The 24,573-nt window shown below is 60.3% G+C and carries 20 protein-coding genes; 19 read left to right on the top strand and 1 reads right to left on the bottom strand.

Annotated elements, in window-relative coordinates; genetic code table 11:
* Window positions 1–16: 16 nt before the first annotated feature.
* The 16 genes from QRN60_RS16285 to QRN60_RS16210 all read left to right on the top strand — a co-directional run bounded on the left by QRN60_RS16285 (window position 17) and on the right by QRN60_RS16210 (window position 20,227).
* Window positions 17–1,045 carry an ABC transporter permease gene (locus tag QRN60_RS16285; protein ID WP_111817671.1) on the top strand — a complete coding sequence of 343 codons (1,029 nt, stop codon included), beginning with the start codon at window positions 17–19 and terminating at the stop codon, window positions 1,043–1,045.
* Window positions 1,045–1,926 carry an ABC transporter permease gene (locus tag QRN60_RS16280; protein ID WP_019564714.1) on the top strand — a complete coding sequence of 294 codons (882 nt, stop codon included), beginning with the start codon at window positions 1,045–1,047 and terminating at the stop codon, window positions 1,924–1,926. Before QRN60_RS16285 ends, QRN60_RS16280 begins: the two co-directional genes overlap by 1 nt.
* A gap of 4 nt (window positions 1,927–1,930) precedes the next feature.
* On the top strand, window positions 1,931–3,577 hold the full coding sequence (gene nikE / locus QRN60_RS16275; RefSeq protein WP_111817672.1) for a nickel ABC transporter ATP-binding protein NikE: 1,647 nt from the start codon (window positions 1,931–1,933) through the stop codon (window positions 3,575–3,577).
* 17 nt (window positions 3,578–3,594) lie between these two features.
* Window positions 3,595–5,151: a hydantoinase/oxoprolinase N-terminal domain-containing protein gene (locus QRN60_RS16270; protein ID WP_111817685.1), complete on the top strand. Its 1,557-nt coding sequence runs from the start codon at window positions 3,595–3,597 to the stop codon at window positions 5,149–5,151.
* Entirely contained in the window at window positions 5,144–6,277 is a 1,134-nt protein-coding gene (locus QRN60_RS16265) for an S-methyl thiohydantoin desulfurase family protein (RefSeq protein WP_013761623.1), read from the top strand. The genes QRN60_RS16270 and QRN60_RS16265 overlap by 8 nt, the downstream gene beginning before the upstream one ends.
* 43 nt (window positions 6,278–6,320) lie before the next feature.
* Window positions 6,321–7,916: an ABC transporter substrate-binding protein gene (locus QRN60_RS16260; RefSeq protein ID WP_162686914.1), complete on the top strand. Its 1,596-nt coding sequence runs from the start codon at window positions 6,321–6,323 to the stop codon at window positions 7,914–7,916.
* A 115-nt stretch (window positions 7,917–8,031) separates the two neighbouring features.
* On the top strand, window positions 8,032–9,108 hold the full coding sequence (locus tag QRN60_RS16255) for an S-methyl thiohydantoin desulfurase family protein (RefSeq protein WP_003506758.1): 1,077 nt from the start codon (window positions 8,032–8,034) through the stop codon (window positions 9,106–9,108).
* The gene (locus QRN60_RS16250; protein ID WP_111817674.1) at window positions 9,105–10,643 is read left to right on the top strand and encodes a hydantoinase/oxoprolinase N-terminal domain-containing protein; all 1,539 of its coding nucleotides are present in this window, start codon (window positions 9,105–9,107) and stop codon (window positions 10,641–10,643) included. The genes QRN60_RS16255 and QRN60_RS16250 overlap by 4 nt, the downstream gene beginning before the upstream one ends.
* Before the next feature lie 45 nt (window positions 10,644–10,688).
* On the top strand, window positions 10,689–11,633 hold the full coding sequence (locus QRN60_RS16245; RefSeq protein ID WP_111817675.1) for an isoaspartyl peptidase/L-asparaginase family protein: 945 nt from the start codon (window positions 10,689–10,691) through the stop codon (window positions 11,631–11,633).
* A gap of 117 nt (window positions 11,634–11,750) precedes the next feature.
* Window positions 11,751–12,656 (top strand): LysR family transcriptional regulator, encoded by a 906-nt coding sequence (locus QRN60_RS16240; RefSeq protein ID WP_046801479.1) that lies wholly within the window; start codon window positions 11,751–11,753, stop codon window positions 12,654–12,656.
* 180 nt (window positions 12,657–12,836) lie between these two features.
* Complete coding sequence (locus tag QRN60_RS16235; protein WP_111791742.1) at window positions 12,837–13,781, top strand: ABC transporter permease; 945 nt, start codon at window positions 12,837–12,839, stop codon at window positions 13,779–13,781.
* Window positions 13,778–14,596: an ABC transporter permease gene (locus tag QRN60_RS16230; RefSeq protein WP_003506753.1), complete on the top strand. Its 819-nt coding sequence runs from the start codon at window positions 13,778–13,780 to the stop codon at window positions 14,594–14,596. The genes QRN60_RS16235 and QRN60_RS16230 overlap by 4 nt, the downstream gene beginning before the upstream one ends.
* Window positions 14,593–16,227 (top strand): ABC transporter ATP-binding protein, encoded by a 1,635-nt coding sequence (locus QRN60_RS16225; RefSeq protein ID WP_087745668.1) that lies wholly within the window; start codon window positions 14,593–14,595, stop codon window positions 16,225–16,227. Before QRN60_RS16230 ends, QRN60_RS16225 begins: the two co-directional genes overlap by 4 nt.
* Window positions 16,228–16,240: 13 nt before the next feature.
* Entirely contained in the window at window positions 16,241–17,077 is an 837-nt protein-coding gene (locus QRN60_RS16220; RefSeq protein WP_162686915.1) for a serine hydrolase, read from the top strand.
* Window positions 17,078–17,113: 36 nt separating this feature from the next.
* Complete coding sequence (locus QRN60_RS16215) at window positions 17,114–18,658, top strand: ABC transporter substrate-binding protein (protein WP_112295586.1); 1,545 nt, start codon at window positions 17,114–17,116, stop codon at window positions 18,656–18,658.
* A gap of 126 nt (window positions 18,659–18,784) precedes the next feature.
* Window positions 18,785–20,227, top strand: a complete 1,443-nt coding sequence (locus tag QRN60_RS16210; protein WP_111817677.1) for a M20 family metallopeptidase — start codon at window positions 18,785–18,787, stop codon at window positions 20,225–20,227.
* 223 nt (window positions 20,228–20,450) lie between these two features.
* Here QRN60_RS16210 and QRN60_RS16205 read toward each other — a convergent pair whose 3' ends face one another.
* Complete coding sequence (locus QRN60_RS16205) at window positions 20,451–20,762, bottom strand: hypothetical protein (protein WP_087745769.1); 312 nt, start codon at window positions 20,760–20,762, stop codon at window positions 20,451–20,453.
* Here QRN60_RS16205 and QRN60_RS16200 point away from each other — a divergent pair.
* The 3 genes from QRN60_RS16200 (at window position 20,734) to QRN60_RS16190 (ending at window position 24,508) form a co-directional block, all read left to right on the top strand.
* Entirely contained in the window at window positions 20,734–21,663 is a 930-nt protein-coding gene (locus tag QRN60_RS16200) for a sugar ABC transporter substrate-binding protein (RefSeq protein ID WP_060726909.1), read from the top strand. The genes QRN60_RS16205 and QRN60_RS16200 overlap by 29 nt on opposite strands.
* 239 nt (window positions 21,664–21,902) lie before the next feature.
* Window positions 21,903–23,444, top strand: coding sequence for a sugar ABC transporter ATP-binding protein (locus QRN60_RS16195; protein WP_111817678.1), 1,542 nt, complete (start codon window positions 21,903–21,905; stop codon window positions 23,442–23,444).
* 32 nt (window positions 23,445–23,476) lie between these two features.
* On the top strand, window positions 23,477–24,508 hold the full coding sequence (locus QRN60_RS16190; protein WP_003510336.1) for an ABC transporter permease: 1,032 nt from the start codon (window positions 23,477–23,479) through the stop codon (window positions 24,506–24,508).
* Window positions 24,509–24,573 lie beyond the last annotated feature (65 nt).

Here is a 24,573-nt window from a genome sequence, read left to right as displayed (position 1 = left end):
AAGGAACGTTCCAACGATGCAGCAACATCCGCTGGTCGCGATTTTGAACAGGCTCGGCGCTTTCGTGCTGGTCATGATCGCCCTGTCCATCATGATTTTCGTTCTCGCTCGCGTGGTGCCGGGTGATCCAGCCCGTATGGCGCTCGGCCCTGCGGCGACGCAGGAACAGGTGGATGCGCTGCGTGGTGAGATGGGTCTCGACAGGCCGCTCGCCGCCCAATATCTCGATTACATCAGCAACGCCCTGCACGGCGATCTCGGTTTCTCGCTGGTTTCCCAGCGCCCCGTCACCACTGATCTGGCGCAGACTGTTCCCGCGACCGTCGAACTGGTTCTGGTCTCGGTCATCTTCATGTTTGCCGTCGCCATCCCGCTCGGCGTCATCACCGCGCATTACCGCGACCGTCCGCTTGACCATATCGGCCGCATCCTGTCGCTCACCGGCGTGACGATCCCGAGCTTTCTTTTCGCCATCACGCTGCAATTGCTGGCCGCCCGCTTTGTCTCCGGCTGGCCGATTATCGGCAGGATCGATCATTCACTTGGCTGGCAGGGTGGCCCGACGGGCTTCATCCTGATCGACGGTACGCTTGCCGGACGGTTCGATGTGGTGCTGGATGCGCTGAAGCACCTTGCGCTGCCGGCCTTTGCGCTCTCCATGGCCGGTATCGGCCAGATCACCCGCATCACGCGTTCCTCGATGATCGAGAACCAGCGCAAGGATCACGTGCTCACCCTGCAAAGCTTCGGCGTGCCGGAGCGGGTCATCATCTTCCGTTATCTGCTGAAGCTTTCCTCCATCGCGCCGCTGACGATCATGGGGCTCGAATTCGCCTCGCTGATCGGCAATGCCTTCGTGATCGAAATGGTCTTCGCCTGGGGCGGATTCGCATCCTACGGGCTGAACGCCATCCTTCAGAAAGACCTCAATGCCGTGACTGCCGTGGTGCTGGTGGCCGGCCTGTTCTTCATCGTTGCGAACCTGATCGTTGATGTCTTGATCTCGATCATCGACCCGCGCCTGCGCCGCAAGGAGGCTCGCTGATGGCTGATATGAAAATGCTCGAACCCACCGATCGGGGCTTAAGCGCCGGTTACATGATGTGGTACCGCTTCAGCCGCAATCCGGCAGCGGTCATCGGTTCGCTGATCCTGTTGTCGGTGCTGGTTCTGGCGATCTTTGCGCCCTGGCTTACACCCTATCCCAAACATATCGGCGCGGTCGTCGATTTCCGTGCCCGCCACATGCCGCCGGATCTGGAGCACTGGTTCGGAACCGACAAGGCCGGACGCGACATCTTTTCCCGCACTGTCTTCGGGCTCAGGGTCTCGCTTCTTCTCGTCATCGGCGTGCTCGGCATCTCGGTCCCGGTCGGCACCGTGCTTGGCTTGGTCGCCGGTTATTTCGGCGGCTGGACCGAGAAAATCATCAGTGGCCTGACGAATGTGATGTTGGCCATGCCGCCCCTCGTCATGGCGCTGGCGGTCTCCAACCTGCTGGAACCCACCTTGATGAACGCCATGATCGCGATCACGCTTCTATGGTGGACCTGGCATGCGCGGCTGATCTATTCGGTGTCAAAATCCATCGCATCCGAGGACTACATCGAAGCGGCACGTCTTGCAGGTGCGGGTCCGCTGCACATTCTCTTTCGCGAAATTCTTCCCAATTGCGTCTCGGTCATATCAGTCAAGACGACGCTGGATGCGGCATTCGTCATCCTCTTTGGCGCGACGCTGAGTTTCCTCGGTTTCGGCGTCAAACCGCCAACTCCCGATCTCGGCTCGATGGTTGCCGATGGGCGCCAGTTCATGCCGGATTTCTGGTGGGAAGTCCTCTGCCCCGGCGCGGCCGTGCTTTACGTGACGCTGGGTTTCAATCTGCTGGGCGATGGCCTGCGTGACATGTTCGACGTGGAAAGCTAAAGCCATGACTGAACCGCTTCTCAAAGTCGAAAACCTCAACGTCACCTTCACCAACTACGGTCGCACGCGCCAAGTGCTGCGCGATGTCGCCTTCACAGTCTCAGCCGGCGAGCGGGTGGCGCTGATCGGCGAAACCGGATCGGGTAAATCGGTCACCGCCAAGGCGATCATCGGCACTTTGCCGAAGAATGCCACTATTGCCTCCGGCACCATTGTCATCGACGGGCGGGATGTGCTCGCCATGCCGCGAAGGGAACGCGAGGCGCTTAAGGGAACGGCGTTTTCGCTGATCATGCAGGACCCGCTGTCTTCCTTCAATCCGGTCTTCAAGATCGGCACGCATCTCGATGATGTCATGCGCTTTGCCGACAAGCGCAACGGCATCAACTCGTCCAAGACAGAGCGCCGCACCCGTATCGCAGCGGTTCTGCGCCGCGTGCAGCTTGGCGATACCGAGCGGGTCATGAATGCCTATCCGTCCGAGCTTTCGGGCGGCATGCGCCAGCGCGTGTTGATCGGGCTTGCGTTGCTGCATCAGCCGAAGCTCCTCATCGCGGATGAGCCCGGCACCGCGCTCGACGTCACCACGCAGGACGAAATTCTCAATCTCATCAACCAGCTGGTTGCCGAAGAAAATATGGCGCTGCTGATGATCACCCATAATCTCGGTGTCGTACGTAAGGTGGCGGATCGGGTCGTGGTTATGCACCATGGCGACATCGTCGAGACCGGTCCCTGCACGCAAATCCTGCACGCTCCCGCGGCGGACTACACGCGTTCGCTGCTGGATGCGGTGCCGCCGCTCTACGGTCCGCGTGTCGCCGATCTGGCGCAGAGCACACGCTCGCCGATCGTTACCATCGAGGGCCTGAACAAGATTTACGGCAGACGCAACGGTTACCACGCCGTGCGCGATGTGAACCTGACGCTGAAGGACGGCGAAATTTTCGGTCTTGCGGGCGAGTCCGGTTCTGGAAAAACCTCGGTCGCCCGGATGATCATGGGACTTTCTCGCCCGACCTCCGGCAATCTTGTCATTGACGCCCCACCTCCCGGGCGTGGCAAGCGGCTGACGCAGATCGTCTATCAAAATCCGGGCACTTCCCTTAATCCGAAGCGCACGGTCAGGCAGACGCTTACCCTACCGTTGAAATCCATCGGTATGGACGGTGAGGCGCGCGAACGCCGGATGCAGGAACTGATGGGGCTGGTGCGATTGCCGCAATCCTATCTCGGTAAATATCCGCATGAACTTTCCGGCGGACAGAAGCAGCGTGTCGCCATTGCCCGGGCACTCGCGGCTGAACCGAAGATCCTCATCCTCGACGAGCCGACGGCGGCGCTTGATGTCTCCGTGCAGAAGACCGTTATCGACCTTCTGCTGCAGCTGCGGGAAGAGCTTGGCCTGACCTATCTGATGATCTCGCACGACCTGTCGCTGATGCGCAATTTCTGTTCGCGCATCGCTATCATGCTGCGTGGCGAGATCGTCGAGGAAGGGGTGACGTCTTCGGTTTTCGCCGAGCCGAAGCATCCCTACACCCGCGCCCTTATCGCGGCGATCCCCGTCGTCACCGACGAGGAAGAGCGCCTGAAACCCACCGTGACAGAGGAAGAGCGTATGCGCTTCCTCGTAAAAACGACCGATTGATAAAAGAGGAGCCTGACGTGTATCGCGTTGGAATTGACGTCGGCGGCACAAATACCGATGCCGTTGTGTTACAGAAAAAGACTGTTCTGGCGGGGGTGAAAGCCTCCACCACCGAAGATGTGACGTCCGGTGTCATCGAAGCCCTTGAAAAGGTGATCGAGGCGTCGGGCATCGACAGGGCACACATCGGTGCCGTGATGATCGGCACCACGCATTTCACCAATGCGGTGATCGAGCGGCGGCATATGGACGAGGTCGCCGCCATCCGGATCGGCCTGCCGTCCGGCGCCGGCCTGCCGCCGATGGTCGACTGGCCGGATGACCTCCGGGAAATCGTTGGTAACCACGGTTATCAGGTCCGCGGCGGATATGAATTCGACGGTCGCGAAATCTCAGCCCTCGATGAGGACGAGATTGTCCGCATCGCCGCCGATATCCGCGCAAAGGGCCTGAAGGCCGCGGCCGTCACCTGCGTTTTCAGCGGCATCAATGATGCGATGGAAGTGCGGGCGAAGGATATCCTGCAGGAGCGCTGCCCCGGCCTGCCGGTGGTTATGTCCAAGGATATCGGACGGCATGGTCTGCTCGCCCGCGAAAGTGCTGCGATCATGAATGCCAGCCTTCTTTCGCTTGCGGACCGCACCGTTGCCGCTTTCGGCGAGGCGCTGAAGGCAGCGGGCATAACCTGCCCGTTCTACATCACCCAGAACGACGGCACGCTGATGGCGGCGGATGTGGTGCGCGGCTTCCCTGTGCTCACCTTCGCCTCCGGCCCGACGAATTCCATGCGCGGCGCTGCTTTCCTCACCGGCCTCAAGGATGCCGTGGTCGTGGATGTCGGCGGCACCACCTCCGATGTCGGCTCGCTGTCGCACGGCTTTCCGCGCCAGGCGTCCACGACGGTGGATATTGGTGGCGTGCGCACCAATTTCCGCATGCCGGATGTGTTCTCGATCGGTCTCGGTGGCGGCTCGCTGGTGGTCAATGGCGAACATGGCCTCACCGTTGGCCCGAAATCAGTCGGTTACCGCGTCCGCCGTGAGGCGCTCTGCTTCGGCGGTACGACCCTGACTGCAACTGATATCGCTGTCGCCTCCGGCAAGGCGGACGTGGGCGAGAAGGCTCTGGTTTCCACTCTGGACAAGCGGCTGGTGGATGCCGCAGTCAAAAAGATCAACGACATGCTCGAGTCCTGTGTGGAGCGCAGCCGCATCTCGTCATCACCGGTGCCGGTGATCGCCGTTGGCGGCGGCTCCATTCTCATGCCTGACCGTATCGGTGATCTGGACGTCATCCGCCCCGAGAATTTCGCGGTGGCGAATGCCGTGGGTGCCGCGATCGCGCAGATCAGCGGCGAGACGGACCGCGTCTTCTCGCTGATCGAGGGGCGCACGCGTGAAAGCGCGCTTGCGGAGGCGGAGGCCGAGGCACGCGAAAAGGCGATTGCGGCTGGTGCAGTGGCCGAAACGCTGGAAGTCATCGAGCGCGAGGATATACCGCTTGCCTATCTGCCCGGCAATGCCACCCGCATTCATGTGAAAGTCGTTGGAGAAATCGGAGCCAATCATGGCTGAGACGCGCAAGCTGAAATATGACGAAGCGGCATTGCGTACGCTGACGAGGGAAGATCTCGACGCGCTGGAAATTGGTGCGGGCATTCTCGGCACCGGCGGCGGCGGCAATCCCTATCTGGGCAAGTTGCTTGCACTCGAGGCCATGAAGGCCGGTTACGAGATGAAGATACTTGCGACAGACGCCATCGAGCCGGACGCGCTTTGCATGTCCATCGGCGGCATTGGCGCCCCCGTTGTTGGCGTGGAGCGCATTCGCGAGGGCCGTGAGGGTCTGCGTTGCCTGCGCGCCATGGAAGAGCTGATCCGCACGCCGGTAGACGCCATCGTCTGCGAGGAAATCGGCGGCTCGAACTCCATGAACCCGCTGGTGACGGCGGCGCTTGGTGGCCTGCCGATCCTCGATTGCGACGGCATGGGCCGGGCTTTCCCAGAGATGCAGATGACGACCTTCTCCATCTACGGCCACAGTTCGACGCCATCGGTGATGTGCGACCTGCACGGCAATGCCGTGATCTTCAGCCACGCTGTTTCCGAAGTCTGGCACGAGCGCATGGCCCGCGCCTGCGTCGTTTCTCAGGGCGGCGGCGCAATGCTGGCGACCGCGCCGATGCAGGCCCACTACGTGCACCAGTATGGTATTCCGAAAACCTACACCAAGGCGATCGCGCTCGGCGAGGCGGTGATCCGTGCCCGCAAGCAGCAGGAAGACCCGATTGCGGCAGTCTGCGCGCTTGAAGGCGGACGGCGCATCTTCAACGGCAAGATCACCGATCTGAAACGCCATCTGCGCGGCGGTTTCGCCGTGGGCGATGTCGAGCTTTCCGGCTTCGACGATTGCTCGGGCCAGACGGCGAGCGTGGCGATCCAGAACGAATTCCTGCTGTTCCGCCGTGACGGCAAGGTGGAAGTGACCGTCCCTGATCTGATCGTCTTGCTCGATGTCGATACCGGTTACCCGATCACCACCGAAGTCCTGCGTTACGGCCAGCGCGTGGCCGTGGTCGCGATCCCCTGCCACGATCTGCTGCGCAGCGCCCGCGCGCTCGAAGTCGTTGGACCGGCGGCTTTCGGTTACCCGGACATTCCTTTCTCACCGCTGCCCGTCCCGGTCGGCAAGGCTGCCTAACCATAAGCGGGGCAAATGACCCGCAATAAAGAGGAGAACGACAATGAAAATGCCAGGACTTCCTTCCCGCCTTGCCGTGCTTGCGCTCGGCACGGCAATCGCGTTGCCGCTTGTTTCTTCCGCTGCTTTTGCGGATGACAAGGTTTCGGTCGCGGTCAACACGATGCAGATATTCAGCTCGCTCGACCCGGCGAAAGTGACTGACTATACCGGCTACATGGCCATCGTGAACATGTATGACGGCCTGACCACGGTGAATGCCAAGGGTGAAATCGTGCCGCATCTGGCAAAGTCCTGGGATATTTCTGCAGACGGCCTGACCTATACCTTCCATCTGCGCGACGATGCGAAGTTCCAGGATGGCACGGCGGTCAAGGCTGCCGATCTCGTCTGGTCGGTGCAGCGCCTGCTCGGCATCAACAAGGGGCCGTCGAACCTCATCGTCGGCGTACTGAAGCCCGAAAACGTCAGCGCGCCTGATGATGCGACGCTCGTCATGAAGATCGAGCGTCAGTTTTCGCCCTTCATGGCCTCCACGCCGCTGATGATGGCGTTGAACAAGACGTTGATCGAAGCCAATGCCAAGCCCGAAGACAAGTGGGGCGAGGCCTATGTGGGCGAACATTCCGCCGGTTCCGGCCCATACAAGCTCGTCAGCTACAACCGTTCTGCCGATATGGTCATTGCCCGCAATGCGGACTATTTCCTTGGCTGGACCAAGGGCAAGCCGATCGACGAAGTACGCTTCGTCCAGACGAGCGACGACGCTACCGTCAAGGCGCTGGCTGAAAAGGGCGAACTTGGCCTTTCCTCGCACGGCCTTGGCAACGACACCTATGAATCCATCGGCCGGATGAAGGATTACAAGCTCATCCAGACCCGCACCGCCGGCGGTTTCGTCATCAAGCTCAACACCAAGGTTTACCCGACAGACGACGTTCACGTTCGTCGCGCCATTGCCTATGCGACGGATTACAAGACGATCCAGGAAGTGATCTATCCCGGTTTCGACATGCAGGGGCCGCTATCCGACGCTTTCAAGGACGCGCATAACGGCGATATTCCGCCCGGCGTCTACGATCTGGAAAAGGCGAAGGAAGAACTGGCGAAGTCGAAATATGCCGGCCAGAAGATCACGCTGGTCAACAGCTATGTCGCTTCGCTGGCCTTCGAGGCGGAAGTGGCGCTGCTTTTGCAATCCAGCCTCGAGCAAATCGGTATTACGCTCGATATCAAGCCAGAGCCGTGGAACCGTATCGTCGAGCTTTCCTCCAAGCCTGAAACGACGCCTGCGTCGACGCAGGTGAATATCTCGCCGACCTATCCGTCTCCGGATGCGATGTTCTACAACCAGTATCACTCCAAGGCATCAGGCACATGGATGTCGATGGAATGGCTGCAGAACGCGGAAATCGACGGGTTGATCGACAAGGTCCGTGCCACGACCGATACCAGCGAACAGAACGCAACCTACAAGGAACTGCAGACCAAGATCGCCGATCTTCAACCGGATGTCTGGGCGGTTGCGCCGAACCGCCGTTATGCGGCGAACAAGTGCCTTCAGGGTTACGAGTTCATTCCCATGCAGAGCTGGGACCTGAACTTCTCCAACTTCCATTGGGACTGCAAGGCGGAGTGATCTCCGTCCCATGAAAAGCGGTCCCGCCGCAGGGCGGGGCCGATGAGACTTGGAACGATAAAGGGAAGGAGCATCGCTTGCGCCGGAAAGGCTGCGGCATGCCCGAGGATGACGCATGATCCAGGAATTTTCCGAAGACGATATCGAACCTCTTGCCACCGGCGCCTGGATTCTGGGAACGGGCGGTGGAGGCAATCCCTATATCTCGACGCTCAATCTGCGCCGTCTTTATGCCGAAGGCAGACGGGTGAAGGTCATGGACCCCATGGCGCTTGCTGATGACGACATGGTTGCGGTCGTCTCCAAGATGGGTGCACCGCTTGTTGGTCAGGAACGGCTGGGAGACCCCGTTCATCTTGCCCGCGCGGTCGAGGTCATGGAGGATTATCTCGGCAAGCCTTTCCGGGCGATCATGAGCGTGGAAATCGGCGGCTCGAATGCGTTATCGTCCTTCCTCGCCGCCGCCATGCTCGACCGGCCCGTCGTCAATGCCGATGCCATGGGACGTGCTTATCCCGAAGCGCAGATGACCTCATTCGCCATCGGCAATCTGCCGATGTTTCCATTGTCGCTCGTCGATGTACGAGACAATGAGGTGATCGTGACGCGCGCTGCATCGTGGAAATGGATGGAGCGCATCTCGCGCAAGGTCTGCACCGAAGTTGGTTCCACCGCCGCCACCTGCAAGGCGCCGCGCACCGGCAAGGAAGTGAAGGAATGGGGCATTCATTACACCGTCACAAAGGCGACCGAACTCGGGCGCGCGGTGATGGAGGCGCGTGCACGCCATGATGACCCGGTTCAGGCGGTTCTCAACCATGAGGGTGGCAAACAGCTGTTCCGCGGCAAGGTGGTGGATGTCGCCCGCGAGACCACCGGTGGCTTTCTGCGCGGCAGTACGACCATTGAAGGCATCGACGCCGATCGCGGCTCACGCATGGAACTTGCCTTCCAGAATGAGTGGGCGGTCGCCTTCCGCGACGGCCAGCCGGTCGCCATGACGCCGGATTTGATCTGCCTTCTCGACACCGTTTCGGGCAGCGCCATCGGCACGGAATCGGTGCGCTATGGCCAGCGTGTCACGGTTATCGCCCTGCCGGCGCCGGAACTCTTGACGACGCCTGCCGGCATTGCTGCCGTTGGCCCGCGTGCCTTCGGTTATGACATTGATTTCAGATCGGTATTCCCATGAAACGCATCGGTATTGACGTTGGCGGCACCAATACGGATGCCGTTCTGATCGATGGAGACGCCATCGTTGCCTCGATCAAGGTTCCGACCACGCAGGATGTCCTGTCCGGCGTGAAGGCGGCCCTCGCTCACGTGTCTGGCCATGTCGGCGCGGCAGATCGCCCGATCGATGCGGTCATGATCGGCACCACCCATTTCACCAATGCTGTCGTGGAGCGCGCCCGGCTGGAGCGAGTTGCGGCCATCCGCATAGCGCTGCCGACTGGTTCTTCACTGCCGCCCATGTGCGACTGGCCGAAGGATCTCTACGAGGCCGTCGATCCGCTGATCTTCATGGTTCATGGTGGCCATGAATACGATGGCAGTCCGCTGGTGCCGATGATCCCGGATGAAGTCCGTGAAGCGGCGATGAAAATCCGCGATGCAGGCATTACCTCGATCGCCATTTCGGCAACCTTTTCGCCGCTGACCACGGAGTGCGAGGTGAGGGCGGCGGAGATTGTCCGTTCGGTGATCCCCGATGCACGCATCACGCTTTCCCATACGCTGGGCCGTATCGGGCTTCTGGAGCGCGAAAACGTTGCACTTCTGAATGCCGCCTTGCAGACCCTTGGCAGGACCACGGTACAGGCATTTTCGGATGCGCTGCGCGAAGCAGGTGTGAAGGCGCCGTTTTATCTTACACAGAATGACGGCACCGTGGCGCTTGCGGACGTAGCTGCCGCAAACCCCGTGCACAGCTTCGCTTCCGGCCCGACCAATTCCATGCGTGGTGCGGCTTTTCTCACCGGGCTTTCCGATGCCATGGTGGTGGATGTCGGCGGCACCACCTCCGATATTGGTTGCCTTGTCGGTGGTTTTCCGCGTGAGGCAAATAATATCGTCCATATTGGCGGGGTCCGCACCCTGTTCCGCATGCCCGATCTTCTACCTATAGCACTGGGCGGCGGCACCATTGTCGACCCGCAGACAGGCAAGATCGGCCCGCGCTCGGTTGGGTATCGCATCCTGACCGAAGCCCGCGTTTTCGGCGGTGAGACACTGACGGCATCGGATATCGCCGTTGCGGCAGGCCTGATCGAGATGGGCGACAGGGATCGTGTGAAGGGCCTCGATCCGGCATTCGTGCAGGCGACGCTCGGCCGTATCCGCGACATGGTGGCCGACAGTTTCGACCAGATGAAGACATCAGCCGAAGACGTGCCGCTGGTTGCGGTCGGCGGCGGCGCATTCCTGATACCGGAGCAGGTGCCGGGCGCATCCGAGGTGCTGCGTGTGGAAAATGCTGGCGTTGCCAATGCGCTCGGCGCAGCGATGGCGCAGGTGTCCGGTGAGGTGGATCAGGTCTTTTCCGGGTTGAGCCGCGACGAGGCCCTTGCGAAAGCCGAGACCGAAGCGCAGAACGCAGCGGTCGCTTCGGGAGCGGAGCGCGCGAGCCTCAAGACGCTTGAGGTGGAGGATATTCCCATCGCCTATTTGCCAGGCGGCGCTCGCAGGGTCCGCGTGCGTGTTATCGGCGATATAGCCTTTCATTGATGGTAAGAGGCCCTGCCTGCGGCGTGGCAACAGTGGAGTGAGGATATGACGAAGATCGCACTGGCCATTCACGGTGGTTGCGGGGTTATGCCGGAAGACAGCATGACTCCGGATGAATGGGAAGCGGCGCGCCACGATCTGGCGGCGGCACTGCGCGCCGGTTATGGTGTGCTCAAGGCTGGCGGAACTGCGCTGGAAGCGGTTGAGGCGGCAGTCGTCGTTATGGAGGACAGCCCGCATTTCAACGCAGGCCATGGGGCGGCACTCAACGAGAATGGCATTCACGAACTCGACGCGTCGATCATGGATGGCAAGACCCTTGCCGCAGGCGCAATCAGCGCCTCCCGCGCCATCCGCAACCCGGTGAAGGCGGCCCGGGCGCTGATGCAGGATGAACGCGCAGTCTATCTCACCGGTGAAGCGGCTGACCGGTTTGCGCAGGAGAAGGGGCTTGCCACGGAGCCTCAATCCTATTTCACCACTCAAAAGCGTGTCGAGGCGCTGGCGGCCATGAAGGCCCATGCCACCGCAGGTACGGACGCGACGGAAAACGAAAAACACGGAACCGTCGGTGCCGTGGCACTCGATGCGGCTGGGCATCTCGCAGCCGCGACATCCACCGGCGGCTACACCAACAAGCCTGACGGCCGGGTGGGTGACAGCCCTGTGATCGGGGCGGGCACCTATGCACGCGACGGCGCCTGCGCCGTTTCCGGCACCGGCAAGGGTGAATTTTTCATCCGTTACGTCGTTGGCCATGAGATCGCGTCCCGTGTCGCCTATCTCGGGCAGGATCTGGAAACCGCCGCCGGCAACCTCGTCCACAAGGACCTGGCGCCCTACGATATCGGTGCGGGTCTTGTCGCCATCGATGCCGAAGGTGGCATTGCCGCACCCTATAATACGCCCGGCATGTTCCGGGGCTGGGTGACTCCATCAGGAGAGGCCCGTGTTGCCACCCACGACAGGGTCTACGACGTGGAATTGTAACCGGCGACCGACCGGGCCGAATGACAATGCGAAAAAAACCGGTGACATGAAGGCCTATCGGCGGCAAAAGGTCTGAACCGAAACCGGCTCGTCATTTCATCCCATGGTGCTGGCCTCATGAATATCAAGCAGCTCGAAGTCCTTCGCACGCTTCTTTCCACCGGCTCGACCATCGCCACCGCCAAGGCCATGGGGCTAAGCCAGTCCGGTATCAGCCGGCTTCTGGCTCAGCTCGAGGCGGACCTGTCGCTGACGCTGTTTGCCCGTGACAAGGGGCGGCTGATCCCGACGCCAGAGGCAGCGCTTCTCGCGCGTGACGCGGAAAATGTGCTGCTTGCTGTCGACCGCATGTCCGGCCACGCCGAAGATCTGCGCAATGGTGCTGCCGGTCCGGAAATCGTCCGCATCGGCCTGCCGAGCAGCATGTGGGAGAACTTCGCGCCCGCCATGCTGATCGATTATGTCAGGGATTTTCCCGGCGTCCGTATTGAGACCTTTTTCGAAACGACGACCGCCATCAACAAGCTCGTTGGCGAGCGGGTGATCGATCTTGGTTTCCTGCGGATGGAGGGCGAGATTGGCCCGGGCATCGATGTTGAGCGTGTCGCGACCGGCAAAAGCGTCTGTGTGGTCCGTGAGGATCATCCGCTGGCCAAGCTTGACGAAATCACAGTCAAGGACCTGCGCAATGTTCCGCTCATTCTGATCGGCCGCCAGCGGCCGAACCGCATGGCGCTCGATCAGGTTTTCAAAAAGGCCGGCGTCAAGCCGATGGTGAAGATCGAGACCCACACCAACAGTTCCGCCTGCGCCTATGTGGCGCATGGGTTGGGAGTAACGATCATCAGCAGTTTTTACGCTAACCTCTACCGGCATCTTCCCGTTGTTGCCCGACCATTCGTTCCCCAGGCGACGCAGGAGTTCGGTCTTGCCCGCGCTTCCGGCGCACCTTTGTCCATCGCCGCGCAGGCGCTGAGTGATGCCTTGAAGCGGGAAATCCAGCTTTCGCAAAAAATCGACTGAAAACGGGATTTTGGACGGAAAATCTCATTGTCCTCATCAGAATCAAACGCGCCGCCATTCTGCATAGACATATGACGTTTATGCATAATATTGCGCCTTATTTATCAATCCGTCATAGTCACCAGCAACGAAACCGATAGAGGCGGGATACCATTCCCCGCCATCAATCGTGGGGAACCGATGATAAGATTCATACTGAGCCGTCTTTTGATGGCGCTGCCGACGATCGCATTCGTGTCGATCACGGTCTTTGCGCTCATCCGCTTTATTCCAGGTGATCCGGCTGCCCTGATGCTGGGCGACATGGCGCAACCGGAACAGATCGAAGCGATGAGGACCGAACTCGGCCTCGACAAGTCCATGCCGCAACAGTTCCTCATCTGGGCCGGCAATGTGGTGCAGGGCGATTTCGGTCGTTCCATCGTCAATGAGGAGGCGGTGCTGCCATTGGTCGTGTCGCGCTTCCTCGTCAGCGCCGAGATCGTCGTGGTCGCCGTGCTCCTCGCCAGCCTGATTGCGGTTCCGGCGGGCGTGATCGCCGCCTGGAAACAGAACAGCCTGACCGATCTTGCGCTGGTGGGAACGGCAACCCTGCTGCTGTCCATTCCGACATTCTGGCTGGGTCTTCTGCTTCTTCTGTTTTTCGGCCTCAAGCTCGGCTGGCTGCCGGTGCTCGGATATGTGTCGATCGGCGACAATCTGGTCGGCGGCATGCTTTATCTGGTCCTGCCTGTCATGACGCTGGTGATCCATGAAATGGGTGTTCTGATCCGCATGGCGCGCGCCTCGACGCTGGAAGTGCTGCGGCTGGATTACATCACCCATGCCCGCGCCAAGGGGCTTTCGGAAAGTGCGGTTCTCTGGCGGCACGCGTTCAAGAACGCCTTCGGCCCGACCTGGACGATGATCGGCCTCATTCTCGGCAATCTTCTCGGCGGTATCGCCGTCATTGAGACGGTGTTCACCATTCCCGGCCTCGGGCGACTGATGGTCGACAGCATTTTCGCCCGCGACTACCCCGTCATACAGGGCTGCCTGTTGTTCGTCTCGCTGTCCTATGTGCTGGTCAACCTGTTCGTCGACCTTCTTTATCCCCTCTTCGATCCGCGTGTGGTTGCCGAATGAAAAAGTTCACACTCAACGGGCTTATCGGCGGCGTACTCATTGCCCTCCTGCTCATCACTGCCATTACCGGACTGTTCTGGACACCTTATGATCCGATGAAGCTCGGTTTCGCTTCGCGTCTGGCTGCACCCGGTCCGAGCCATCTTCTCGGCACAGACGAGTTCGGGCGCGATGTTCTCAGCCGTCTGATGGTCGGCGCGCGCGCCAGTGTCTGGATCGGTTTCCTGACGGTCAGCTTCGCGACGATCTGCGGCACGCTGATCGGCCTTGTCAGCGGTTATGCCCGGGGCTGGGTGGATGGCGTCATCATGGCCATCAACAATGCGCTTCTCGCTTTTCCGGGCATTCTCTTGGCGCTCGGTCTTCTCGCGGTCTTCGGCGCCAACCAGTACGGCATCATCTTCGCACTCGGCATCGCCTACACGCCATCCATGGCCCGCGTGGTGCGCGGTGCCGTGCTTTCTCTGCGTGAGCGGGAATTCATCGAGGCATCGCTGGTCATGGGCAATGGCGAGATCTACACCATGTTCCGCCACATCCTGCCCAATTGCATAGCGCCGATCACGGTTCTCGCCACCTCCATGTTCGGCTGGGCCATCCTGTCGGAAAGCGCGCTGTCCTTCCTCGGTCTTGGTGTGCCGCCGCCGGCTCCGACCTGGGGCAACATGCTGGCCGCCGGCCGGCCCTTCATCCAGCAGGCCGTCTGGCTCGGGCTTTTCCCCGGTCTCTGCATCGCGCTGACGCTGCTTGGCATCAATCTTCTGGGCGATGCCCTTCGCGACAGGCTTGACCCGCGCATGAGAGGCCTCAAATGACGGACAATACTCTTCTTACCGTGCGTGGCCTTTCGCTGGAGGTCGCCAGAACCGGCCACCCAGTCGTCAAGGATGTCTCATTCGATATTGCCGCGGGCGAAATCTTCGGCATCGTCGGCGAAAGCGGCTCGGGAAAGACGCTCGCAACCCGCGCGCTCATCTCGCTTTTGCCGCCGGCCATCGCCGTCACCGGCGGGTCGATCATCTACAAGGGGCAGGATGTCATGTCCTTGCCGGTGAAGGAGCTTCGGCGTCTCCGCGGCGCGGAGATCGGCGTGGTGTTTCAGGAGCCGATGACCTCCCTCAACCCATCGATGACGATTGGCCGGCAGCTGGAGGAGGGGCTGATCCTTCACACGAAGTTGTCGCCCGAAGAGCGTCGCGAGAAAATTCTCGACATGCTGCGACGGGTGGGCATCCGCGACCCCGAAGGTGCGCTAGCGGCCTATCCGCACGAGTTTTCCGGCGGCATGCGCCAGCGCATCATGCTGGCCTCGGTCATGCTGTTGAAACCCGCTTTGCTGATCGCCGATGAACCGACGACGGCGCTTGATGCGGTCATCCAGCGCGATGTCATGGAACTGATGGTCGAGCTGACGCGGGCGGAAGGCACTGCCGTTCTCCTCATCAGCCACGACCTGCCCATGGTGGCGCGTTATACCAGCCGCATCGTGGTGATGGAAAAAGGCGCGATCGTCGAGCAGGGCCGCACCGAGGACCTGCTGGATGCGCCGCAGCACCCCTATACGAAAAAGCTGCTTTCCTCCCTGCCATTTCGTGGCGAGCCGCGCGCCGTCGACACGAGCAAGGCGCCGATGGTTTCGGCCCGGAATATCGTCGTTGATTATGCCGGTCGCAAGTCGCTGCTCAAGAAAGCCAAATCGAAGCGGGCGCTGCATGGCGTCAGCATCGATATTCATGAAGGCGAGGTCGTGGCGCTGGTCGGTGGCTCCGGTTCTGGCAAGACCACGCTTGGCCGCACCATCGCCGGTCTCGTCAAGGAAAGCGAAGGGCAAATCCGCTTTCAGGGCCGGGAGCGCAACGAGGACTGGAAAGACTACCGTCTGAATTGCCAGATGGTGTTTCAGGATCCCTATTCCTCTCTCGATCCGCGCATGACCATTCAGGCGCTCGTGGAGGAAGCTCTGCGCCTCGTGCCCGGTCTCGATCAGGCCGCCAAGCGCAAGCGGGCACTGGAAACGCTGGAGGAGGTGGGGCTGGGAACGGACTACGCCACCCGTTACCCGCACGAGCTTTCCGGCGGCCAGCGCCAGCGTGTGGCGATTGCCCGCGCCATTGCCCGCCGTCCGCGTTTCCTGATCGCTGACGAACCTGTCTCCGCGCTCGACGTGACGGTGAGGGCGCAGGTGCTCGATCTCTTTTCCGATCTGCAGAAACGTTACGGTTTTTCCTGCCTGTTCATCAGCCACGATCTCGGTGTGGTCGAGCAGGTGGCCGACCGTGTCGTCGTCATGCAGGACGGCCGCATCATCGAAGAGGGCGACCGCGATACGATTTTCGACAGCCCGAGAGAGGCCTATACGCGCCGGCTCCTCTCGGCCATTCCCGCCCTCGACCAGAATGAAAAGGGCGGTGTGACACTGAAATGGCGTCTGGAAGATGAAGTTTAACAGGAAGATGACAATGACTGTGGCTGCCCAACTGAATGCTATCTGTGATGCACAGCCTTTCGTGACACGTTTCATGGTGCGCAACCTCCTCACCGGCGAAGAGATCGGACGGGGAGAAAACGAGGAGACGCCATCGGGCAGCACCCGCAAGACGTCGATCATGATGGCCGTGCTCAAGGCCGCCAGCGAAGGGCGGATCGATCTCGACCAGCCCGTCATCTATGAAAAGAGGCTGGCGGAAGAAGTGGCGAGCGGCATGTTCCGCTATCTGACGCCGGGCATTGTCATTTCCCTGCGCGATGCGCTCGCCGGCATGATGGTGCTGAGCGACAATGTCTGCACCAAGATGGTGCTGGAGAGGCTGACGCTGGAAGAGGTGGATGGTTATTGCAAATCACTCGGCATGGCCAATACCCATCATCGTTTCCTCATTCCGCCGCTGGCGCTGGCGGCAGACCATCCGCTGAAAACCGTCACCACCACCTCGGCGGCAGATCAGGTGCTGCTGCTGCAGACCATTCTCGATGCGCAATCCTCGCCGGAGGCGCAGACAAAACTCGGATGCAGCCCGCAATTGTGCGAATGGGCCATGCAGACGCTGAAGAACCAGATTTTGCGTTATGGAATTCGCTCCCGCCTGCCTTTCGAGGCCGTGGTGGCCAGCAAGAGCGGCCGCGGCAAGCGCGGACGCATGGATGCCGGTATCATCTACAGAAACGGCGCGCCGTCCTTCATCATCACCACCTATACCGACGAGGTGCCGCAAACCATGCCTGACGGCACGCCGGGATACACCATCGCGCTCGAAACGATCGGCCGGCTGGCACAGGCCTGCTGGGACGGGTTTTAATCACTCACAATCAACGACAACAAAGAGGGTAGAACAGTGAAAAAACTTCTTCTTGCAGGCGTTGCCCTGCTCGTGACCGCCAATATCGCCGCAGCACGCGATATCACCATCGCGCAAAGCTCCGATCTGCGCAGCAACAATCCGGGCGTGAACCGCGACGGCAATACGGACGGGGTTATCCTGCACATCGTCGAAGGCCTCGTCGGTTATAACAATGCCGGCGAGGTGAAGCCGCTTCTCGCCGAAACCGTCGATGTCTCTTCTGACGGCCTGATCTATACTTTCAAGCTTCGCAAGGACGTGAAATTCCACAATGGCAAGCCGCTCACCGCAGAGGATGTCGTCTGGAACTGGACACGTTATCTGAAGCCGGAAACCAAATGGACCTGCCTCAACGATTTCGCGGAAGGCGGCGCAGCACACGTCACCGGCGTCAAGGCCACGGATGCATCCACGGTCGAGATCACGCTTGAAAAGCCGTCAGGCGTCTTCCTCGGCCTCATGTCGCGGCCGGAATGCGGTTATACCGGCATGATCTCGTCGGAATCGATTGCTGCCGATGGCAGCTTCGCCAAGCCGATCGGGACAGGGCCGTTCCAGTGGGACGAGTGGAAGAAAGGCGAATATATTCGCCTTTCCAAATTTGCCGATTATGTTTCGCCGGCAAATGACGGTAAGCCGGATGGCATGGTTGGCTCCAAGCGGCCGCTCGCCGATGGCATCAAGTTCATGGTCATTCCCGATGCCTCGACCGTGAAGGCCGGGCTTGAATCCGGCGTGCTCGATACGGCCGAGATTTCTCCCGATCTCATTCCCGAGTTCAAGACCAATGAGAAGATGCAGCTCATCGTCTCCCGCAACAACGGCAAGAACCTGTTCTACATCCAGACCCGCGACAAGGTGCTGAGCAATCCCGGTGTGCGCCGTGCCATGGCGATGGCGCTCGATCTCGACGAACTGGTCGCGGCTGCATCGAACGGTACGGGTGAAGCCAACGGTTCGATGGTCTCGCAGGGTTCGGTCTATTACGACGAGGCCCAGAAGAAGCGTCCGGCCTATGACATCGAAGCGGCCAAGAAGGAGCTGGCCGCCGCCGGTTACAAGGGCGAGCCGATCTCGATCATCGCCAACAAGCGCGGCAACGTGCCGAGTTTCCCGGCCGCCGTCATGGCGCAGGCGATGATGCAGCAGGCGGGTCTAAACGTGCAGATCGAGGTGCTGGATTATGCCACGCAGGTCGATCGCCGTCGTTCCGGCAATTATCAGGTGATCTCGCAGTCGGTCGCTCCGCGTCTCGACCCGGCACTGATGTACGCCTTCTATGTCGGCAACAAGGACAAGAACGCCTCCCTGATGTGGGATGATCCGAAGGCGATCGAACTGATGAAGGCGGCCTATGTCGAGGCTGACCAGACGAAGCGCCAGAAGATTTTCGACGAATTTCACGAACTGATGCTGAGGGAAATGCCGGGCATCTTCCTTTACGACATGGTCGATGTCTGGGGCGCGACGAAAAAGCTGAAGGGCCAGCCGGTCTGGCAGTCGAACGCCCGTCTCTGGGAAGTCTCGGTCGACAACTGATCTACTATGACCGCGCCGGAGGCGGACTCTGGCGCGGTCTTTCCATCATAGAGCGTAAGGATTTGGCGGAGTTTCCGCCGAAGCGCTTGCGCGTGCCCGCAAAGGGCGGAAATGCGAGGACAAGCCATGAACCGTGATGCCGTGATGTCGATTGCCGCCGAAGTCGAGGCGATGAAGCCCGATTTCACCACCCTGAGCGACAGTATCTGGGATTTTGCCGAGCTGAAATTCGAAGAACGGCAATCTGCCGGCGTTCTGGCTGCAGCGCTTGAGGAAAGTGGCTTTGCGGTTCGCCGCGGTGTGGCAGGCATGGAAACGGCCTTCATCGGCGAATTCGGCAGCGGCAAGCCGGTCATCGCCTTCCTCGGCGAATTCGATGCGCTGGCCGGCATGAGTCAGTTGGCCGATGTGGCGCAGGTGCAGCCGCGTGAGGCAGGCGCCACCGGCCATGGCTGCGGCCACAACCTGCTTGGCGTCGGCTCATTGATGGCCGCTATTGCTCTCGCCCGGCATCTGAAAGCCAATCATCTTCCCGGCACAGTGCGTTATTACGGTTGCCCGGGCGAAGAAGGTGGTTCCGGCAAGACCTTCATGGTGCGCGCCGGCCTGTTCGATGATGTCGACGCGGCGCTGACCTGGCATCCGGCACCGTTCAACGGCGTACGCTCAACCAATAATCTTGCCGTGCTGGAATATTTCTACCGTTTCAAGGGTGTTGCAGCCCACGCCTCCAACGCCGCCCATCTCGGGCGTTCGGCGCTCGATGCCGTCGAACTCATGAATGTCGGTGTCAACTTCCTGCGCGAACATATGCCGCAGGATTGCCGGGTGCATTATGCGATCACCGATACCGGCGGCAAGGCGGCGAATGTGGTGCAGGCGAAGGCCGAAGTACTTTACCTGATCCGCGCCCCGGAAATGCGCCAGGCGCTCGATCTTGCCGCGCGGGTGGACAAGGTCGCGCGCGGCGCGGCGATGATGACCGAAACCGAGGTGGAGATCGTCTTCGATACCGCTTCCACCAATCTCCTTCCCAACATCACGCTGGAAACGGCGATGCATGAAAACATGGTGGCGCTTGGCCCCGTAGCCTTCGACGAGGCGGATATCGCTTTCGCCAAACGCATTCAGGATACTTTCACCGACGAGGCGATCAAAAGCAGCATCCGGCTCTATCAGATAAAGGGCGATGTTTTTTCCAACCGGAAGATCGACGGTTCGACGCCGCTGCATCTCGGCCTGCGGGATTTTGAGGGCCAGTCGCATTTCCGGGCGGGTTCCACCGATGTCGGTGACGTTAGCTGGGTCACGCCAACGGCGCAGTGCTGGACGCCGGCCTGGGCGATTGGGACCAATCCGCATACCTGGCAGGTGGTGGCGCAGGGCAAAAGCCCTGCCGCCCACAAAGCCATGGCGCATGCCGCCAAGGCAATGGCGTCGACAGGCCTTGCGCTGATGACCTCGCCGGAACTGCTCGCCAATGCCAGGAAGGAGTGGCAGGAAAAGACCGAAGGCAGCAACTATGTCTGCCCGATTCCCGCCGATGTCATGCCTGGCTCCCACCCGTAAGGCGCTACGCACTTCCATTTGCCGCCGTCCGTCTGCCGCCAGATTTCCACAGGCGGCATGGTGAATCGCATGAACGTTCCAAGGTGAAGAAATCCGATGCTCCGCCGGCCTTCTGAAGAGAGGGCCGGCGGATTCCGGTTTGGAATAAATCTTCCATCTCAGCCGAGTTCGTCCTGGCTCCGAACCGGGAGCCGTAATTTCAACGGCTTATGGCTTCCCTGCCTCAAGGGCAGGACGAGGCAAACGGAGCTTCAGCACCTTCATCGGCAATCCCGTCTGGAACGCTCGTCCGCTTGAATGTCCAATCATCACGGCCTTGTGCGCCGCTCCACAGCTGGGCTGCGAAGAAAGCATTGACGTTCGAACCAAAAATGGAATAAATATATCGAACAGGCAGAAAATCGGTTTCATTATTCCGTTTTCTGAATGTGAGGAGGTTGCGGCGGGCTTTCGGGTTCGCCTCCGGCTGGGAGAGGCGGCGCCGGACGCCATGGAGGAGAAAAACAATGAGGAAATTTATCATCGGCGCAGCCATGTCTGCGCTTCTCGGCACAGCGGCACATGCGGAGACAGTCGGTGTCTCGATGGCGCTGTTCGACGACAACTTCCTGACCGTGCTGCGCAACGGCATGCAGGATTATTCCAAGGAATTGAAGGGCGTCACCCTGCAGGTCGAGGATGCGCAGAACGACGTCGCCAAGCAGCAGAGTCAGATCCAGAACTTCATCGCATCCAAGGTCGATGCGATCATCGTCAACCCGGTTGACACGGATGCGACGGCGGCCATGTCGAAGCTTGCCGCCGATGCCAAAATTCCGCTCGTTTACGTCAACCGCCAGCCGGTGAACGTCGACAGCCTGCCTGATGGCCAGGCATTCGTCGCTTCCGACGAGACGGTTGCCGGTACGCTTGAGGCCAAAGAGGTTTGCCGCCTTCTCGGTGGCAAGGGTAATGCGGTCATCATGATGGGCGAGCTTTCCAACCAGGCTGCGCGCATGCGCACACAGTCTGCGAAGGATGTTTTGAAGACCGACGAGTGCAAGGGCATTTCCGTGGTTGAAGAGCAGACCGCGAACTGGCAGCGTACGCAGGGTTCCGACCTCGTGACCAACTGGCTCTCCAGCGGCATCGAGTTCAACGCCGTCATCGCCAACAACGATGAAATGGCGATTGGTGCTCTCCAGGCGCTGAAGGCCGCGGGCAAGGACATGAAAGGCTATGTCGTCGCCGGTGTTGACGCCACGCAGGATGCGCTCGCGGCCATGCAGGCGGGCGATCTCGACGTCACGGTCTTTCAGGATGCGGCGGGGCAGGGCAAGGGTGCTCTCGATGCCGCGCTGAAGCTCGTCAAGGGCGACAAGGTCGAGAAGAAGGTCTACATTCCTTTCCAGCTCGTCACGCCTGAAAACGTCAAGGACTACGTGGCCAAGAACTAACGGCCCCTTCCGGCATCTGCGTCTGTTTCAGGTGATCCCGGAGGCAGATGCCGGTTCCCGTCAGCACTGGGGAGCAAGCTTCGGTGTGTGAGCGGATTGCGATTGGATTTCAGTGAATTCAAAGTGTTACAGCGCCCTTGTGTCGTGATCGGCACGGCGCTGTAAGCCTCCCCGGAGGCAAGGTGCGCCCTCTGGCAAAACCCTATCTCCGGTCATTTTTGTCTATTGTGGAGGGTGAGATGGTCGTCAGTCCATCGACAATGGCCGCCGTGCGCGCCAGCGGAGCCGTGCCGAATGCGGAGTTTCTTCTCGCAGCGGATGGCGTACGCAAGGAATTTCCCGGCGTCGTGGCGCTCGATGATGTGCAGTTCCACCTCAAGCGCGGCACCGTGCATGCGCTGATGGGCGAGAATGGCGCCGGCAAATCGACGCTGATGAAGATTCTCGCCGGCATCTACCAGCCGGACAAAGGCGAAATCCGCCTGAAAGGCGCGCCGATCCGTCTCGATTCCCCGCTCGATGCGCTGGAGAACGGCATCGCCATGATCCATCAGGAACTGAACCTGATGGCTTACATGACGGTTGCGGAAAACATCTGGATCCGCCGCGAGCCGAAAAACCGGCTGGGCTTCATTGATCATGGCGAAATGTATCGCCGCACCCAGACCCTGCTTGAGAGGCTGGGTATTGATCTCGATCCGGAAACCCGTGTTGGTGAGCTTTCGGTGGCAAGCCGTCAGATGGTCGAGATCGCCAAGGCGGTTTCCTACGATTCTGACGTTCTCATCATGGACGAGCCGACATCTGCGCTGACGGAGCGCGAGGTCGAGCATCTCTTCCGCATCATTCGTGATCTCAGGGAGCGCGGCATCGGCATCGTCTACATCACCCATAAGATGAACGAGCTGTTCGAGATCGCCGACGAGTTCTCGGTTTTCCGCGACGGCAAATATATCGGCACTCACGCTTCCACCGATGTGACGCGTGATGACATCATCCGCATGATGGTGGGCCGGGAAATCACCCAGATGTTCCCCAAGGAAGAGGTTCCGATCGGCGACGTCGTTCTGTCGGTCAAGAACCTGAACCTTGATGGCGTGTTCCATGACGTCTCCTTTGATGTCCGCGCCGGTGAAATTCTCGGCGTTGCAGGTCTTGTCGGCTCGGGCCGCTCCAATGTGGCGGAAACCGTGTTCGGTGTGACACCCGCTTCCTCAGGAACGATAACGATCAACGGCAAGCCGGTTTCGATCGACAGCCCGACGAAGGCTATCAGTCACCGCATGGCGTTTCTGACGGAGGACCGCAAGGATACGGGGTGCCTGCTGATCCTCAATATTCTTGAGAACATGCAGATCGCCGTCCTGCAGGACAAATATGTCGCCAATGGTTTCGTGCAGGAAAACGCGCTTTCGGAAGCCTGCGAGGAGATGTGCCGCAAGCTCCGGGTCAAGACGCCGCATCTTTACGAACGTATCGAAAACCTGTCCGGCGGCAACCAGCAAAAGGTTCTGATCGGTCGCTGGATGCTGACCCAACCGCGCATTCTCATTCTGGATGAGCCGACGCGCGGCATCGATGTCGGGGCGAAGGCCGAAATTCACAAGCTGGTTTGCGAGATGGCGCGCCAGGGCGTCGCCGTCATCATGATTTCCTCCGAAATGCCGGAGGTTCTGGGTATGAGCGACCGTGTCATGGTCATGCATGAAGGTCGGGTGACGGGCTTCCTTGATAGAAGTGAAGCCACGCAGGTGAAAGTGATGGATCTCGCATCGCGGTGAGGCGCGCCGGGATTTCTCGAGGAGGAACGATTATGAATACGAACGCCGCCGCCAACACGGAGTTGGATGCAAAATCCGGACGCAAGCCGCACCGGCGCATCCCGCCCGAGGCCAATATATTTTTCGTGCTGATCGGCATCGCGCTGGTTTATGAAATTCTCGGCTGGATTTTCATCGGCCAGAGCTTCCTCATGAACCAGCAGCGCCTGACGATCATGATCCTGCAGGTTTCTGTCATCGGCATCATCGCGGTTGGCGTGACCCAGGTCATCATCACCGGCGGTATCGATCTCTCCTCCGGCTCCGTCGTAGGCCTGACGGCGATGTTGTCCGCCAGCGTGGCGCAATCCTCCACATGGCCGCGAGCTCTCTATCCGGGGCTGACCGATCTGCCTTTCTTCATACCGCTCGCGGTCGGCATATTGGCCGGTACCCTGGCGGGTTTCATCAACGGACAGCTCATCGCGCGTACCAAAATTCCGCCCTTCATCGCAACACTCGGCATGATGGTGACGGCGCGCGGTCTTTCCAAATGGTATACGAAGGGCCAGCCGATCTCGGGGCTCACCGACGGTTTCAACTTCATCGGCACGGGTATCTGGCCGGTCGTGGTTTTCCTCGTCGTCGCCGTCATTTTCCATGTGGCGCTGCGTTATACGCGTTACGGCAAGTTCACCTATGCCATCGGCGCCAACCAGCAGGCGGCCCGCGTTTCCGGTATCAATATCGAGGCGCATCTGATCAAGGTCTATGCGATTGCCGGCATGCTGGCCGGTCTCGCCGGCGTCGTCACCGCTGCCCGCGCGCAGACGGCGCAGGCCGGCATGGGCGTGATGTATGAACTTGATGCCATCGCCGCGGCCGTTATCGGCGGCACGTCGCTCGCCGGCGGTGCCGGGCGCATCACCGGAACGGTGATCGGCACCATCATTCTCGGTGTCATGACGTCGGGCTTCACCTTCCTCAGGGTGGATGCCTATTACCAGGAAATCGTCAAAGGCCTCATCATCGTGGCCGCGGTCGTTGCTGACGTCTACCGGCAGAAGAAACGCGCAAAGCGCTAAATCCTCCTCCCAGAACTTGGGGCAGGCCTTCAGGCTTGCCCCTTTTTTGTGTTCTTGTGGGCCGC

Source organism: Agrobacterium sp. CFBP2214 (assembly GCF_030209895.1).
Taxonomy (GTDB): domain Bacteria; phylum Pseudomonadota; class Alphaproteobacteria; order Rhizobiales; family Rhizobiaceae; genus Agrobacterium; species Agrobacterium radiobacter.
Note: the sequence above shows the minus strand (reverse complement) of the source record. Positions and strands in the feature narration are given on the sequence as shown.